Source organism: Gordonia otitidis NBRC 100426, from assembly GCF_000248075.1.
Taxonomy (GTDB): Bacteria; Actinomycetota; Actinomycetes; order Mycobacteriales; family Mycobacteriaceae; genus Gordonia; species Gordonia otitidis.
The window spans coordinates 1-14,339 of the sequence record NZ_BAFB01000241.1 but is presented as its reverse complement, the minus strand read 5'-3'; the positions used below and the strand labels follow the sequence as shown (position 1 = coordinate 14,339).

21 protein-coding genes are annotated in these 14,339 nt (G+C 61.8%); 16 read left to right on the top strand and 5 right to left on the bottom strand.

The features are described from left to right. Positions 1-59: 59 nt before the first annotated feature. Complete coding sequence (locus GOOTI_RS26950; RefSeq protein WP_007241025.1) at positions 60-281, top strand: helix-turn-helix domain-containing protein; 222 nt, start codon at positions 60-62, stop codon at positions 279-281. On the opposite strand, the gene GOOTI_RS26340 is transcribed toward GOOTI_RS26950, so the two are convergent. Next, on the bottom strand, positions 236-427 hold the full coding sequence (locus GOOTI_RS26340) for a hypothetical protein (RefSeq protein ID WP_169315854.1): 192 nt from the start codon (positions 425-427) through the stop codon (positions 236-238). The genes GOOTI_RS26950 and GOOTI_RS26340 overlap by 46 nt on opposite strands. A gap of 12 nt (positions 428-439) precedes the next feature. Between GOOTI_RS26340 and GOOTI_RS23105 the strand changes: the two genes are divergently transcribed. The 8 genes from GOOTI_RS23105 (at position 440) to GOOTI_RS23075 (ending at position 5,615) form a co-directional block, all read left to right on the top strand. Continuing rightward, positions 440-1,147: a hypothetical protein gene (locus tag GOOTI_RS23105; protein ID WP_007241024.1), complete on the top strand. Its 708-nt coding sequence runs from the start codon at positions 440-442 to the stop codon at positions 1,145-1,147. After that, entirely contained in the window at positions 1,144-1,308 is a 165-nt protein-coding gene (locus GOOTI_RS26335) for a hypothetical protein (protein ID WP_007241023.1), read from the top strand. The genes GOOTI_RS23105 and GOOTI_RS26335 overlap by 4 nt, the downstream gene beginning before the upstream one ends. Next, entirely contained in the window at positions 1,308-1,652 is a 345-nt protein-coding gene (locus GOOTI_RS23100) for a hypothetical protein (protein ID WP_007241022.1), read from the top strand. Before GOOTI_RS26335 ends, GOOTI_RS23100 begins: the two co-directional genes overlap by 1 nt. Before the next feature lie 102 nt (positions 1,653-1,754). Next, a complete protein-coding gene (locus GOOTI_RS23095) occupies positions 1,755-2,174 on the top strand; it encodes a DUF2742 domain-containing protein (protein ID WP_007241021.1) in 420 nt (139 codons plus the stop codon). Beyond that, positions 2,171-3,568: a DUF3631 domain-containing protein gene (locus tag GOOTI_RS23090; RefSeq protein ID WP_007241020.1), complete on the top strand. Its 1,398-nt coding sequence runs from the start codon at positions 2,171-2,173 to the stop codon at positions 3,566-3,568. The genes GOOTI_RS23095 and GOOTI_RS23090 overlap by 4 nt, the downstream gene beginning before the upstream one ends. Then, a complete protein-coding gene (locus GOOTI_RS23085; RefSeq protein WP_007241019.1) occupies positions 3,565-3,861 on the top strand; it encodes a WhiB family transcriptional regulator in 297 nt (98 codons plus the stop codon). The genes GOOTI_RS23090 and GOOTI_RS23085 overlap by 4 nt, the downstream gene beginning before the upstream one ends. Continuing rightward, complete coding sequence (locus GOOTI_RS23080) at positions 3,858-4,145, top strand: hypothetical protein (RefSeq protein ID WP_007241018.1); 288 nt, start codon at positions 3,858-3,860, stop codon at positions 4,143-4,145. Before GOOTI_RS23085 ends, GOOTI_RS23080 begins: the two co-directional genes overlap by 4 nt. A 303-nt stretch (positions 4,146-4,448) precedes the next feature. Next, entirely contained in the window at positions 4,449-5,615 is a 1,167-nt protein-coding gene (locus GOOTI_RS23075) for a phage major capsid protein (RefSeq protein WP_007241017.1), read from the top strand. Positions 5,616-5,926: 311 nt separating this feature from the next. Here the strand turns inward: GOOTI_RS23075 and GOOTI_RS23070 are convergent, their stop codons facing one another. Further along, complete coding sequence (locus GOOTI_RS23070; RefSeq protein ID WP_007241016.1) at positions 5,927-6,739, bottom strand: NYN domain-containing protein; 813 nt, start codon at positions 6,737-6,739, stop codon at positions 5,927-5,929. A 606-nt stretch (positions 6,740-7,345) separates the two neighbouring features. Between GOOTI_RS23070 and GOOTI_RS23065 the strand changes: the two genes are divergently transcribed. Further along, entirely contained in the window at positions 7,346-7,576 is a 231-nt protein-coding gene (locus GOOTI_RS23065; protein ID WP_138985368.1) for a hypothetical protein, read from the top strand. Between the two features lie 632 nt (positions 7,577-8,208). Here GOOTI_RS23065 and GOOTI_RS23055 read toward each other — a convergent pair. The 3 genes from GOOTI_RS23055 to GOOTI_RS23045 all read right to left on the bottom strand — a co-directional run bounded on the left by GOOTI_RS23055 (position 8,209) and on the right by GOOTI_RS23045 (position 10,505). Next, a complete protein-coding gene (locus GOOTI_RS23055; protein WP_005178531.1) occupies positions 8,209-8,490 on the bottom strand; it encodes a cyclic-phosphate processing receiver domain-containing protein in 282 nt (93 codons plus the stop codon). Between the two features lie 595 nt (positions 8,491-9,085). Then, entirely contained in the window at positions 9,086-9,493 is a 408-nt protein-coding gene (locus GOOTI_RS23050) for a hypothetical protein (protein WP_039994609.1), read from the bottom strand. Positions 9,494-10,148: 655 nt separating this feature from the next. Beyond that, positions 10,149-10,505 carry a DUF6194 family protein gene (locus tag GOOTI_RS23045; RefSeq protein WP_306302706.1) on the bottom strand — a complete coding sequence of 119 codons (357 nt, stop codon included), beginning with the start codon at positions 10,503-10,505 and terminating at the stop codon, positions 10,149-10,151. Positions 10,506-10,541: 36 nt separating this feature from the next. Between GOOTI_RS23045 and GOOTI_RS23040 the strand changes: the two genes are divergently transcribed. The 6 genes from GOOTI_RS23040 to GOOTI_RS23010 all read left to right on the top strand — a co-directional run bounded on the left by GOOTI_RS23040 (position 10,542) and on the right by GOOTI_RS23010 (position 14,239). Further along, positions 10,542-11,366: a MerR family transcriptional regulator gene (locus GOOTI_RS23040; RefSeq protein ID WP_233425567.1), complete on the top strand. Its 825-nt coding sequence runs from the start codon at positions 10,542-10,544 to the stop codon at positions 11,364-11,366. Next, positions 11,363-11,653, top strand: a complete 291-nt coding sequence (locus GOOTI_RS23035; RefSeq protein ID WP_007241010.1) for a hypothetical protein — start codon at positions 11,363-11,365, stop codon at positions 11,651-11,653. The genes GOOTI_RS23040 and GOOTI_RS23035 overlap by 4 nt, the downstream gene beginning before the upstream one ends. Then, the gene (locus GOOTI_RS23030; RefSeq protein ID WP_233425566.1) at positions 11,650-11,862 is read left to right on the top strand and encodes a hypothetical protein; all 213 of its coding nucleotides are present in this window, start codon (positions 11,650-11,652) and stop codon (positions 11,860-11,862) included. Before GOOTI_RS23035 ends, GOOTI_RS23030 begins: the two co-directional genes overlap by 4 nt. 568 nt (positions 11,863-12,430) lie before the next feature. After that, positions 12,431-13,105: an SMI1/KNR4 family protein gene (locus GOOTI_RS23015; RefSeq protein ID WP_007241007.1), complete on the top strand. Its 675-nt coding sequence runs from the start codon at positions 12,431-12,433 to the stop codon at positions 13,103-13,105. A 68-nt stretch (positions 13,106-13,173) separates the two neighbouring features. Then, a complete protein-coding gene (locus GOOTI_RS26945) occupies positions 13,174-13,377 on the top strand; it encodes a flagellar protein FliT (RefSeq protein WP_233425565.1) in 204 nt (67 codons plus the stop codon). Beyond that, a complete protein-coding gene (locus GOOTI_RS23010; protein WP_007241005.1) occupies positions 13,358-14,239 on the top strand; it encodes a hypothetical protein in 882 nt (293 codons plus the stop codon). The genes GOOTI_RS26945 and GOOTI_RS23010 overlap by 20 nt, the downstream gene beginning before the upstream one ends. Positions 14,240-14,339 lie beyond the last annotated feature (100 nt).

The following is a 14,339-nucleotide window of genomic DNA, read 5'->3' as shown; positions in this document are numbered from 1 at the left end:
GTGTGTATCTCTTGAAGTAACGCAAAAATGCGTCATCTCAACCAGGAGGCGAAAGCTGAATGTCGAATACAGAACAGGCGAAGTCCGCGACGACTCCACCGCTCCTTGCAACACCGGGCGAGGTGGCGGAGGTCTTGCACACCACAGTCGAGGCACTCAGCCAGGATCGCTATCTCGGTCAAGGGATTCCGTACGTGAAGCACGGTCGCCGGGTTCTCTACCGATGGGCAGACGTTCACGCGTACATCGAGAGCAACACAGTGAATCCGGGCGCCGCCTGATGGGCATCACCCAACACGACCGAGACCGCATCGAGGATCTCGGCCTGGACCCGGAGGCCGATCACACGGAAGACCTCCGACAGAACAATGCCGCCGACACCGCAGATCTTGGCGGAACGGGTGTCGACGGCCGAATCAACTCTCACTAAGGAGAATCGATGACAACCATAGTACCCACCGTCGCTGACCTGCTGGATGAGCGACGTCGCCACGTATATGACTTGCTGCTGGCAATCTGCACTGTCTGCGCGCAGCCTCGCCAGGCCAAGCGGCCCCGCAACCGCGACTACCGCACCGAGACAGGCGACCTCAAGTGCGGAGGCTGCGGCGAAGTCACGCGGCACGCACTGATCAAAGGACTCAGCCACGATGAGCGTACGTGGGCGTTTGCGTACGGAATGCCGGACGACTACGGCAACGTCCACACCGACGAGTTCATGGATCGTATGCGCGCCGGGATGCAGCGAAACCCGCGGCTGAGCCACATCTGGTACTCGTCCGTCGAAGCGAAGGCCATTGCCGCGGGCGCGCCAATGATGCGCACATTGTGCGGGGAACTGGTACCCACCCCTGCGAGTGCAGACGACACGAACCATGTCCCGAAGGCTTCGCTGGACCCGATCGCGTATGGCGAGTCTCGGCACCACCGAGAGTTCGATTCGAGCGGGTGGCGAATCATGGATTGCGTCAACTGCCTTCGCGTGCACAACCACGGCGAGGCTGTACGTCGTCGCAAGCACCTGGCGGAGTTGATGACGACTGCGCTCGCTGAACTCCTCGATCCGCCGCGTGCCGGAATCTACGACGACCACTCGGAGGCGCTGATCGCTGCGTTGAGGGCCGTTCACGGGGAGGTGTCCCGATGACCGTCATCGTCGCATTCGCCTTCATCGTCGGGTTCGTCCTCGCTTACCTAATCGGTCGTGAAGATGGCGCAGAAGCAGAACTCGACTTGTGGGCGAGCGACAGCAAGTCGCCCGCCTCGGAGTATTCGGGATACGCGCCGGACGATAGGACGGGACTGTGATGCCTGACCCCACACAACCACCGCAACAAATCCTGGTCACTGGAAGTGACGGCAATGTCGAATCATTCATCGACGTAGACAAACTGCAATCGGACGCGACCAGGTTGATGTATCAGCTTGCAGTCACCGCGGGTGATGACGAGGCCACCGACGAAGTTTCCAAACGATGGGTGACTGCACACGACCCCGACTATTTCGGGTTCCTCGCCGCCGCAGCCCTCTCGTTGATGACGCGCTGCATTCTTGGCCCCATTCTCGAAGTCACTGACGAAATGGGTGTGAACCTGCGTGACGGTCTCGACAGCGCGGCCAACAACGCCGAAAGCACTCTCGGCGACAACTGAATACAAGAATCCCCGGCGTGGGGTGGGCGGAAGTCTCGCACTTCAACCGCACTCGTTCACCCCAGCCGGGGAATCCCAATCAGAAAAGGAGCACCACCACTGATGTCCACCTCCAGTATCCCAGAGGTCGGGGCTGATCCCGGTCGAGTTTCGGCGAGGTGCGGCGCCGACCCCATGGGCAACCGCATCGTTGCGCTGACGCACACCAGCCGCGAAGTCTCCTGGTCGCTGACGCACGAGGCACTGTGGCCTGTCGTCGAGCGCGCACTTCGAGTTGGGCCGCTCCCATTGATCGGCACCCACGACTGGATCGACCTCGGCGCTAGTGATCCGCGGCGCGTCGGCGCGATCTACCTCGCCGCCGACCAATGGGCGCTGCACCTGGAAAACCACGCCACAGCAATGATCGACGCAGCCGATGAGGTGTCTGCCGCTCTCGACTGGTCCGCGCAAGCGCAACGCCAACTCGAACATGCGCGCTGGTTGGCGGCTAATCCGTGGGCTCGGCGGGTGGTCGCATGAGTGAACTCATCGACGGCGCTGCCGTTCTCAACGACGTCGAAGAATGGTTTGGCCGATTCATCGCCGTCCCCGATGATCGGGATCTCGCGTTGGCGACATTGTGGACGGTAGCCAGTCACGTTGCGGTCGAGACCTACACCTCACCTCGGTTGCTGATCGACTCCACCACCCCCGGCTCGGGTAAGACGACGTTGCTCGACCACATCGGACGTCTGGCATGTGCGCCCCTGCACGCCGCGTCCCTGTCATCGCCAGCGGTGCTGGTTCGTTCGTTACAGAGCGGTATCCGCACTTTGCTCGTAGACGAAGTGGACCGATCCCTCGCGCCTAACAAGCCCGGCGTCGAGGATCTGATCGCCATCCTCAATTCTGGTTATCGACGTGGCGCAACTCGCCCGGTGCTCGTACCGGTCAAAGGTGGGGGATGGGAAGTCAAAGAGATGCCCACCTACTGCCCAGTTGCCCTCGCCGGCAACAGCCCGCGGCTTCCTGACGACACTCGCTCACGTGCAATTCGGATTCTGCTGATGCCCGATCGGACTGGCAGCGTCGAGGATTCGGATTGGGAATCGCTCGAGGAACCTGCAGCCGAACTCAGGGCCAGGATTGTCGCGTGGACTGATCAGGTGCGTGAGCAGATCATTGGGATGCCTGTCGATCTCCCTGACGGGTGTATCGGGCGCAGCAAAGAGAAGTGGCGACCCCTCAAGCGTGTTGCTGTCGTCGCAGGATCACACTGGCCCGAAATTGCCGATGAGTTGATCGTTCGCGGTATGGCTGAGACTGACGCTGAACATGACGCTGGACTTCACGCTGACCCTCCGGGAATGACCATGCTTCGTGATCTTCACGCGGTCTGGCCGGGAGAGGAACCGTTCGTGCCGACAGAACAACTCGTCTCGAAACTCATCATGCACAACCCCGACTACTGGGGTCTGTCATCGGCGTATGGCAAGGCGCTGACGGCACGTCGTCTCGGCCAGTTGGTGTCGCAGGCGTCGAAGGTAACATCGACTCGGCAGACGAACTACGGGCCGCGTGGATACTCGCGCGGAGCTCTTCGACCCGTGTGGCAACGGCTCGGGATAGACCACCCTGAAACAAGCGGCTTTCCCGGCTTTCCCGGCTCACCCGGCTATTCACCCAGCTCGAAGCCGGAAGGTGCTGTGCAATCCGGCTCACCCGGCACAACCTCGGGAAAAGGCTCTGAACAGCACAAACGCGAGGCGCGTAAGCCGGATACGCCGGATGAGCCGAGTGAGCCGGATCAAATGGCTATACCCAGCGAAGCCGGATCGGAGCCGATTCAGATGAATACCTGCAAGGTGTGTGGACGCCCCTGCAAACCCACCATTGCGGCTCACGTCGAGTGCCTGATGCGGAGAGCATCGTGAGAACGGACTACTCCGCGGGCCTCGTCGGTCTACTCGAGGCGATCCTCACCGACACCGCAGACCTGTCGGGTGCCGTGTGTATCGGGGCGGCGGAATTGTTCGATCCGCCTGCCCCGTACGAGGACGCCGCTGATACCCGGTACCGGCACGAGAACGCCGAAGCGTTGTGCCACCAGTGCCCGGTGCTCGAGCGGTGCCGGGACTGGGCGAGCGGGCAACGCCTCAATGGATCGGTCATCGCCGCAAACACTCCGCGCCATCCAGGGCGCCCACGAAAGGACACCGCAGCATGAACGAGGATGACTTGCAGGACTTCACCATCACTGACGTCGACCAGACCCGAGCGCTTCGCCTGGTCCTGGCTGGACTCCAATCTGACGCCGACGCGGCGAACGCCGTCTACAACGACGTCGGACCCAATAGAGCCGCACTCGTGCGCCTCACGATGTGTCTCGCCGACATCGCCGGATCGGTGACGGCGAAAACCGTTGGCCGCGACAACGGTATCGACGCACTACTCTCCGACCTCGACACGCTGTTGCCGCGCAACAACAATCACGACGACACCGGCGACTAAACTAGTACTCACTGATGAGGCAATCACGCCACATCAGTGAGGATCGTTTCGAAGATCCGAACCAGCCGGGGCAGGCCAGTCTGCCCAACGGGAGGGAGACCCGTCCGCCTCGGCTGGCAAGGATATTCACCTCGAGTACCTGGTGATGCCAGTTCATGGAGGGTTCGTCTCAGATGAGGCCAGCCTGACCGGTTCCCGCTCCCACCTCGACAAAGAACATCCTCCTCATCTTCTCTGCCAATCCTCGCGCGCGTCACACGCCGACAGTTTTGGCAATCCATCACTCCCCGAAGGGACAACGACATGACCACATTTGCAGAACGGCGAGAGGAACTGATCCGCAAGGGCAGTGAGCTTATCGAGCAGCGGAAGGCTGCTGGTGAGGAACTGACCGCGGAGGACCGAACCGCACTCGCCGATTACAAGCGACAGATCGACGAAGCCACCGAACAGATCGGCAAGGTCAACGCGGACGCCAAGATCATCGCCGCATTCGAAAAGCTCGGCGGCGGTGGTGGTGCAGCTCCCGATGACGGCACCGAGCCCGGCAAGGGCTACAGCCGCGCCACCGTGAAGGCCACTGCGAAGCAGATCGTGAAGAGCATCGCCACCCGCAACGCGGCAGTGATGCTCGACCCGTCAGCCACCAAGGGGACACTCGTCCTCGATGGCGGCACCGATGTCCCGGTCCTCGACCTCGTGACCCTTCCGCAGAAGCCGACCACGCTGCTCGACGCCCTCCCCGTGCGTCGGCTCACCAGCCCCACCTACAAGTACGTGCGCCAAACCAGCCGCACCAACAACGCCACCGTGGTCGCAAAGGGAGCCACCAAGCCCACCAGTTCCTTCGGATTCGAGACCATCACCGGCGAACTGAAGGTCATCGCCCACCTCTCCGACGCGATCGACAAGTACGTCCTCTCCGACGTGAGAGACCTCGAACGAGTCGTCACTGGCGAAATGCAGTTCGGCCTCATGGCCGGCGCCGAGAACCAGATCATCAACGGCAACGGCACCGCACCAAACATGCGCGGCCTGCTCTCTACCTCCGGAATTCAGACCCAGGCATACAGCGCCGACATCACCTCGACGATCCGCACGGCAATCACCAAACTCGAAGCGCTCGGCTACCTGCCCAGCGTCATCGCAATCCGCCCCAACGACTGGGAAACCATCGAGACCAGCGTCACCGTAGGGTCGGGCGAATACGTGATGGCAGCGAGCCCCGTCGACCGAGCAGCGATGAAACTGTGGGGTGTTCCCGTCGTCCTGTCGACCGCACTCCCGGCAGGCAAAGCGCTGCTCATCGACAAAGACTCGGTCGAAGTGCTCTCCGACAGTGTTGTCGCCGCCGACTGGGACACCTCCACAGGATTCGCCAAGAACGAGGTCTACCTACGCGTCGAGTCCCGATTCGAACTCGCCGTCACCCGACCCATGGGCATCGTGTCCATCAGCACCAGCGCATAACCAGCGCACCCCAACCCGCACGCTCCAACAGCGTGCACCGTGGCCCCCGACACCCTCCTTGGTCGGGGGCCACACCCCTCACAGCTCTGTGTGTGAAAGAGGCGACTCACCGCGGAGTCGCTGATATGGGCATGTTTCGTGGCAGTGACCCCCTTCCCCCGGTGGTATGGGGTTTCAGCCACGAGCACGGCGACGCGGGGCGACTCGGCGGTGAGTCGCTTGATCTCTCCCCGCAGTTTTTCCTACTTCGCTCCGAAGGAGTGTTGGCCTCTCCACCATCTGCGTGCGCCATTTCGTCTGTTTTGGGCGGATCACCAATCGGCGGGCTTATACAACGGGCCAACCGTGTTTGGCATCTGATTACGGTAGAAGTGTTTCGGCGAAAGCCGCGACCACCAATGTCGACCAGGTCCTTCGGAGGCGGAGCCGTGCAGGGCGCCCGCCAACGGCTTCTTGCTGGGGTTGACGGTTCCCACTGGTACCAAGGTTCGAGCAATGGTAAGCGGGAGTGCTAAGTCGGAGTCGTTCGATATGACGATTGCAGCGTCTACTTCGCCCCGAAACACATCTGCGAGGAGATAGGTTGCGACGTTGACGTCAGATCCTTTTTCCTCCCGCATCCGGACCTGCGCCAGGTACATCGTGTTGTCGTCTTTCTCCCAGATAGGAAGGTGATTCGGCAACGCTGTTCCGTCTGGAGTGATGATCTCTGCTGCACCGTTCGGAGCCTTGTGAGCGAGAGGTGCGACTTTAGGCCAGGCAACGTAGCGCCCGAGTTCCAAGACGTCGATCGATCCATGCTCCTTCAACGCCCGGAGATAGATGTTCTGGTCGGTGTGTGCGCTCGGGCTGTCTGTCGCATCTACGCGTGCGGTGCAATACACGACCCGGGTGACTGTGGCGTCCTTCCACCCGCAGAGCTCGTTCGATAGAGCTCGGATATCAAGCCATCGCCATCCCGCCGTGCCCCGGCCGCAATGAGCTCGCATGCCGTAGTAGAGGTTGAATGCGTCGACATATACACCCACTCGCATCGTTTGACCGTAGTCTACAAACAGGCTGTGGCACATGATGCTGGTGTGGTTGACAGACTCCGTGTCTCGGCATACCTTGTAGTCACCCACCCAGTCCTCTCGTTAGGGCTGGGTCTTTTTCTGCCTGCAGGTTGTCTCGTGCCCACATTCTGCCCACACTTGCCCACGAAACCAGGTGATCTGGGGTGACGTCGATAGACCTCAAAACGCAGGTGAGAGGGCAAATCAGCCTCTGACCACGAGGGCTGATTAGGGTTCAAATCCCTCCGCTTCCGCAGCAGGTCAGGGGCGGTTTCCGGGTTAGTCGGGAGTCGCCCACTGGTTCGTTGAGGTGGCACGATATCGGCACACAAGGCGGTCGTGGTGCTGATCGGTGGCGGCGTCGTACGGGGCGTGCAGGCATATGAGTAGGGATGGTTGCGAGCAGCGCAGCCATCAGCGAGGGGTTGGTCGGCTAAAGGAGTCTTCTGATGGGGAGTTGGGCTGTTGCCGCAATCAGATGTCCTAGCGGTGATAGAGCTTCGTTTCGCTCACCGACGATCAGGACGTAGGTGATCGTGGTCTGTACCCACAGATGTAGGCACCACGGTATGCGGTACTCGACTCGTATGCGGTGCCTGCCCGTCCAACACCGGACTACGGCGTCGGCGCCCACATGCGGTCCGGCGAGGACCCGGCAAGGATTGAACACCACCGTTGACTGATTTCTACGCTTCGCGCGGACGACCGAAGTCGCTTGGCCCGATGGTCGCCGCGCTGACAACGAGCACTGTCGGCGGTGTTGCGTGCGGTGTCGCAACCGAACTGATAGCTCAAGATAAGCAGCCCGCCGTGCTCGTTGTGGCGGTGTTCCTCAGCGCGTCGCTCGTGATGCTCGGCGTGCGCGGCGCCGTTCGACGCTACTGTCCCACTTACCCGCTGCTCTGATGCCTGACGCTCGGATTCATAGCTTGACCTTGCGCCGGGATCATCTGCGCGGTTGCATTGGTGTTCCTCTTATGAACGATGCCGTCGTGGCCACCGTCGGCGCGGTATGTGGCACAGTGTTCCTGGTCGTCTTTTTCGTACTGGGACCGGTGTTGTGCGACTTCTATATCGTTCTCGCACTGAGTCTGACTACACCATCACGCACCCGAGCGTTCGGCATCGGACTGTGTTCGGCGGTGGTCGGCCTCGCCGTCTACCTCGCTGTTTGGGCATAAGCCGCCGGGTTATTAATTGCTCATAGGGTGTGTCCGTAACTCCAAAGCGGCTCGATCGCGACAACGCATAGATCGCTATCGGCGCGCCATCTGGTCCGATGAGGTCGAGTGCTGGTTGTACGGTCGCCGCTCATGATGCGCTTCGTCGTAGAGGGTGGTGTTGGCTACGAGGTCGGCGATGCGTTACGGCCACGTCTTCCGTTGCGGCGCTTCTCAACCGGTGAAGTATCGCTGTCAGGCCGCTCATCAGCGGCCCGATGGGTCGTCTGTCAGCGAGATGGAGATCCGCGCCCCTGCCGTCCGCCTCTGTCGGTTTTCCTCGTTGATGTGCGCCGGTGAAATCTTGTGCGCCTCCGATCAGCGACTGATGCCCGGACCGTAACGCTCGACCATCCCTACGATCCACTCCACTCCCACCGGGTTCGCGGAGTGGACGCGCACGATAGGTGGCCAGCCGCCGTGCTCGCAGAGGTGGAGGACGATCGGTCGACTGGTGTCGTCGCCGCCGAGGTCGTGGTCGAGGCTCAATTCCTCGATCGTGGCCGAGCTGCGCAGGATCGCGAGCGCTTCGGCGGAGTTGCGGGCAATTGTCCACCCGTCCCCGGGCGGGTCGCGGAGATCATCGACGAACAGGCGCATGTGTGGCAGGCTACGGGCTGCCGGTGACGGGGTTCCATCGAATTTCGGCCGTGGCGCTCGGGGCTCGGGGAGGCGCCCATCGCCGCGCGTGCGGCGTCGAAGGCGCGTGAGTGTGGGAGCGAGTGCACAGGAGGGCCGGTCGCTTCGTACCCCGGCGGCACGTCGCTCCGGCACGAGTAGTGCACCACCACGATAGGGAGACGGTCAGTGGCACACACTCAGGGTCGGATGAATCGCGATGAGTTGCATTACGCGGCACTGAATAACGACGCTGGTCGGACAGCGCGTTGCCGTCCCAAGGAGTGGCGGCGTCAATCCCACAGGATCTGCGGGCCAGACAGGTCCTCGCGCATCGACTGGTGTGAGCAATGTGGACGGGTGAGGCCGTCCCACTGTTCACATGGATGGTGTAATCGGCGTACGGCTTCGCCATGAAGTTGAGTGGCACGTCCGCCGTATCGACGATGTCGCCTTCGAAAGGCATTGTGCGCGGGACCAATTACCTTCGCTACCTCGACCTGCCTGAAAAGTGGGTGGCAGAACCGTCATGGCATCAGACGCCTGAAGTCATCGGCGTTCGAGCGATCATGCTGTGTCATTCTTGGTCCCACTTCTGCTGCAGGAAGCCGGTGACGTTCTCGATGTCATCGGCCGAGAGCGAATTACTATCAGTTGCCGCGCGTAGGTAGTAGCAGGGACTGAGTACCTGGATGCTGCCGGCGTGTAAAGGAGCAATTTGCACGCCGCAGACTCCGGCTTTTCCATGTGTGGCGTCATCACGATTCCACTCCACACCACTCTCCTGTGTCTGGTGGTGAAAGGTCTCGACGGTCGTGCCCCGTAGGCGATCAATGAACACTGTCGCCGAATACTGGACTCCGTGCTGGGTGGGTTGAAATGCGAACGACTTCTGTTTGGCGGTGCACGAGTCCCACCGCTCAGTGGAGCGGTCGTTATCCACTCCGCCTGACCCGGCGTCGACCTCTGCGATCAGGTGATCCATCAGTTCGCGGCCGTGCTGTCGGACGCTTCGTGCCTGCTCAGCGGTCAGCGGGGACTGTGAATCAACGACTGCCGATGAATCGGGTAAAGGAGCCTTTTTGTCGGTGCTACACGACACCAGTAAGAGCCCCACAGCAGCGATAACCACGAGCATCGTGCACGGTCTACGCACGTTCAAAGGTTGGATTGCAGTCATGATCAGTCGTCCGCTCGACCGGTGTTGACGGCGGGATTGTTCTGACCAATCGCACCTTCGATCACATCCGAGCTGGGCAGGGTTGCGGGCGGTTCGGCGAAGTGCGGGCGATCAACCACCCGTCGCCGGGCGGGTCGCGGAGTTCGTCGACGAACAGGCGCATGTGTGGCAGGGTACGTCGTGCCCGAGCGACGTTCCGCCGGGGTACGAACACCCCGAACAACAATGAAGGACATCCCACTGACCTTCTACGCATGACTGTGGGACGACCCGTTACGCGCCGAGCAGTTCAAGGACGAGTTCGCCGAGTAGCGGCGAGATGTTCAGGGGCGGAAGGTTGGTCCCATTAGCTTCGGTCGGAAGCGCCGCGCAAGAAACGGAGTCGTGCTGCCTCGTGAGCTTCGCGTAGCAGGCTGGCGGCCACCTCGACGGTGCGTGGTCCTGGGTTGACGATCGACACTCATCCCTGGCGGCGATAGACCGGGTGTGGCAAGAGCACGTCGGTCGCGGCGTAGTCCCACACTCTCTCCGACAATCGAGTCGTGTCGCCGATCAGTGCGAGGAACCTGTCGGCGCCTACGCGAATGTTCACCCGCCAGCGGTCGGGTGCGTCGAGTTCCGAGCGAGAATCGTCAGGATAGTTCTTCGTCACGATCGTCGCGTAGGGCTGTTGACGCGGGGGTATCTGGCCGTTCGGCGCGTAGTAGAAGAAGTGATCGCCCCAGGCGAGAGGAGGGGAGTCGCCGCCCTCGACCGGGGCGACGTCGAGCACGCCGTCGAACGAGCTCACTACCCGCAACAGATCATCCATACTCATGGTTCCAGCATGTGGTTGAAGTGCGTATGGAGGGTTATGGTGCCAACAGAGGAAGCCCGGCCACAGGTGATGAGCACCGCCACGGTGGCGGCCGCGTCGGGATACTCCGTGCAGCAAGTGCGCGATCTAGAGGCGCTCGGAGTCATCCCGGCGGCGACCAGGACCCCCAACGGCTATCGGCAGTTCGCTGCCGAGCACGTGCGAGGTCTGCGCGCTTACCGCGATCTCGCCCGCGCGGTGGGCGCGGTCGAGGCGCGCCGCGTGATGCGGCAGATCTACAACGAGCCGCCTGATGTGGCCGCGGCGCTGATCTGCGAGTTCCACACGGCGTTCAACCGTGAGCGTGAGCTGACGCTTGCCGCGCGATCGGCCCTGCAGTCGATCAGCGCGGAGACGATGACCGACGACGCCCCCACTGATGCGGACGCCATGACCATCACCGAGCTGTCGCGGGCCATCGGCGTGAAGGCATCGACTCTTCGGTTCTGGGAGAGTGCGGGATTGGTCACCCCGGACCGCATCTCGACCAGATCGGGAACCGCGCGACGGTACCCCGTCGCCGCGATCCGAGAAGCGCGTATCACGGCGGCCCTGCGCGCAGGCGGCTACCGCGTACCAGATGTCCGGAAGGCGATCGACGCGGTCCGCAAACTCACCGATGTCGCGGGCTCGGTGGCCGCGCTCGACGTCCGGCTCGAAGCGATCGCCGAACGCGCCTTCGCCCTGTTCCGCGCCTCGGCGGTGCTGGCCGAGAGTGTCGAGCTGCAGAGGTACTCTGTCACTCCGTCGTGGGTCCCGCGTGATAGAAAGCTGTTGGTTTCGGGATCGCACCTGCCCCAGATCGAACGGACGCTCAGATGAGTACTGCTTCAATCGTGAAGTCGAGTTCCGTGCATGCCCTGATCACCGGTGCCTTCGCCAGCGTGGTCGGCGGTGCCGCAAACGGATTATCGACGTCTCTGGTTGGACAGCACATGGCGTCGATGGTCTTGCTCGAGGCTGTTTTGATCAGCACGGCGGTTGTGGTGTTGGCGGTGAGATTCTTACTTGCTGCCGTTGGCAGCACGAAATCGCTGCTAACCGCAATGCTCAGCGGGATGGCGGCTGGGCTGGCGGGCGCTGCGCTGTTGTTGTCTGTCGGCTTATGAGGGATGAGGTGTGGGCGGCACTCGGTGCGGTGTGGGGAGCTCTGCTGTTGGCTTTCGGGGTGGTATATCCGCCTCTGTGGATCGTCTACGTGTTGGCCATCCTCTCGTTGCTGCAACCGGCTCGTACCCGATCGTTCGGTATCGGGATGGCGACCGCCCTTCTGGCGCTGGGTGTATTCGCCGCCGTACGCCTGTCCTTGGATGCCTAGCGCCGGTGACTACGCGGACCTGCCAGGAGTGAATTCGTTGATAACCAGCCGGGGTAACTCGAACGCTTTCTCGATCATCCGTATCGTGGTCGGGCTATTCGTCGTGGTGTATCCGATCAACAATTGGATAGCACTGTTTCGCGGGACAGTTGACGCTTCGGTCCTCACCGTGACGTATTTGACGGCAACCGTCATCGTCGGAACTTCTCTTGTGGCGCTTGGGGTTCTAGGACTCTGCAAGTCCAGAGAAAAGGACTGACCGACGCCTCGCCGGCACGATCTGATGGACCTATCCTGACTGCGACTGGTGAGTGCCGCATGTGCCCTCAGGCGTCGAGCAATGGGGTACATGGTTGATGCCGGGTATGAGTACAACCGTGAGGGTTCTGTTGGCAATTGCGTCTTGTGTCGCCGCAATTCTGACCGCCCTGTTCGCTGTCGCCACGGTGTTCGCTCTCGTCTCGTTCGGTGCGATTATCTGGTGGCAGCCGCTGAGTGTAATTGTGTTCGGCGGGATACGGGCTGTCTCGTGTTCGCGTGAGGCTGACGATTGAGAGGAGTCGTTGACGTGATCGGATGGTTGGCTGCGCTGCGGTCTGCGGAGTCGTCGGAGGCCGGCACACTGGCCGAGGCGGTGGCACATGCTGCCGCGACGGTCAGCGGCGTCGACTTTGATGAAGTCGTCGCTCGTGGTCGCGCGGCTGTTGAGCGCGGAATCTGTTGCGACATCTACCAGTTGCCGGACAACGAACTTGACGGCGCGGCGGCAATTGTTGGGGCCGACATCGGGGCGACGTCGGTCTACGACGTTCGCCGGTTCACCTACCGAGCGGGTAGCTCGCTCGAGGAGGTGCGCGCGGCCGAGGAGTCGCTCGGTGTGCCGTTGCCGCCGCGGTGGGTCGACTACCTGACCGGGCCAAGTGTCCTCGACCTCTTCGAGGGCGAGGAGTACCTGGACATCTTCACTCCCGCCGACATCGCTGATGTGACCAACGCGTACTACGAATGGGTGCCGCGCATCGGTGCGGCGATGATCGCCGGTGACGGCGGTTCGGGTCGGCTGTTGCTGGACACGCGCTTCGGCGATGACAGTCCGGTGGTCTTCTTCTACTCCGGTGGCGATGACGGCTGGGAGGGCACCACTGTCCAGGCCGACAGCATCGACGACTTCATAGCGTCCGCGGAGGCGGGGACGTTCGAGGTCGTTTTCGACGACGCGCGGGAATATCGCCCGCGCGTGTGATGTGTCGAGGATCGAAAAGAATTGTGAAACAGGATGATCAGCAGAACGCAGAAACGGCAGTGAGTGGCATGACTGGTGAGGCCGCGGAAACCGCCGAGTGGGACGAGCTCGTGCGCCGCTGTGTCGAGGTGTACGCGCAGCTTGTCGAGAGCGGCCTCACCGTCGACGTGCCTGGCGAGGCGCCGCCTGGACCGCGGCCACCTGCGACGCTCGCTCAGATCGAAGCAGCGGAAGCCCGTATCGGGGCACACCTTGACCCCGGACGCCCGTGAGCTTCTCGCAAGGGCGAACGGCTGGGTCAGGCTCGCCGGCCGCTTCACTCTGTTGTCGTGTGAAGAGATCGGTGGTCCCGAGTGGGCGGAACTACTCGAACTGCGTGACATTTTCTTCGACTCGTGTCCTCGAGAAGTGTGGCCGCGCAGCGTTGCCGACCCTCGTGTGCTGATCCCCATCATCGTCGTGCCATCGTCCCCGGAGACGATCTATGTGTTTCCGAGCGGTCCGGGTGAGCAGGCGAGACCGGCGTTGAATACCGGACTCGATCCGATTCCCGAGATCACGTTGAAACAAGCCATCGAGGAGTCACTCGCGGAATTGGTAGCTGATCTGAATGCGCTTGCGAACGGCAGTGTGGCCGGCGCGACCGCCAGGGCATCGGAGTTGGAGACGAGAACGCCTACCGGCTATTCGGTCGGTGAGATCCGCTGTCCCTCACCCGACGAAGTCAGCAAAGCCCTCAACCTCACGACCCGACCACTCGTCACCCGCCAGCAAGGAGCGACCGAGGTGTCCTGCTTGGTCGAGATTCCGCGGAGTTACATGTTCTCGATGCTGTCTTTTAAGAATCGAGGGCAGCTTTGCGACAGTGTGCTTCCTGTACTTGAAGAGCAAGCACAGATGCCCAGTGACCGGTCCGATGGCAGGACGACGTCGTCGACATTTCGACCGATCGACGGTATCGGCGATGAGGCGTACGAGATGACCACGCGCTTCGACGACACCAACGAGGTCTTCCACGTCGTCGTGTGGAGTCGGACCGGCTCCTACAGGGTGAAGGTCTCCGGGTACTTTCCCGACAGGGACTCCGCATTGTCTGCTGCGCGGCTCTGGGTGAAGACGCAGCCAACTCAGTAGACTTTTGCGTCCAAGGCGAATTCGTGGATGGGTATGGAAGAAATACGACCAAATAGTCTCGAACAACTACTGGTGGTCCGCGCCCCGGGGATACTTGAAG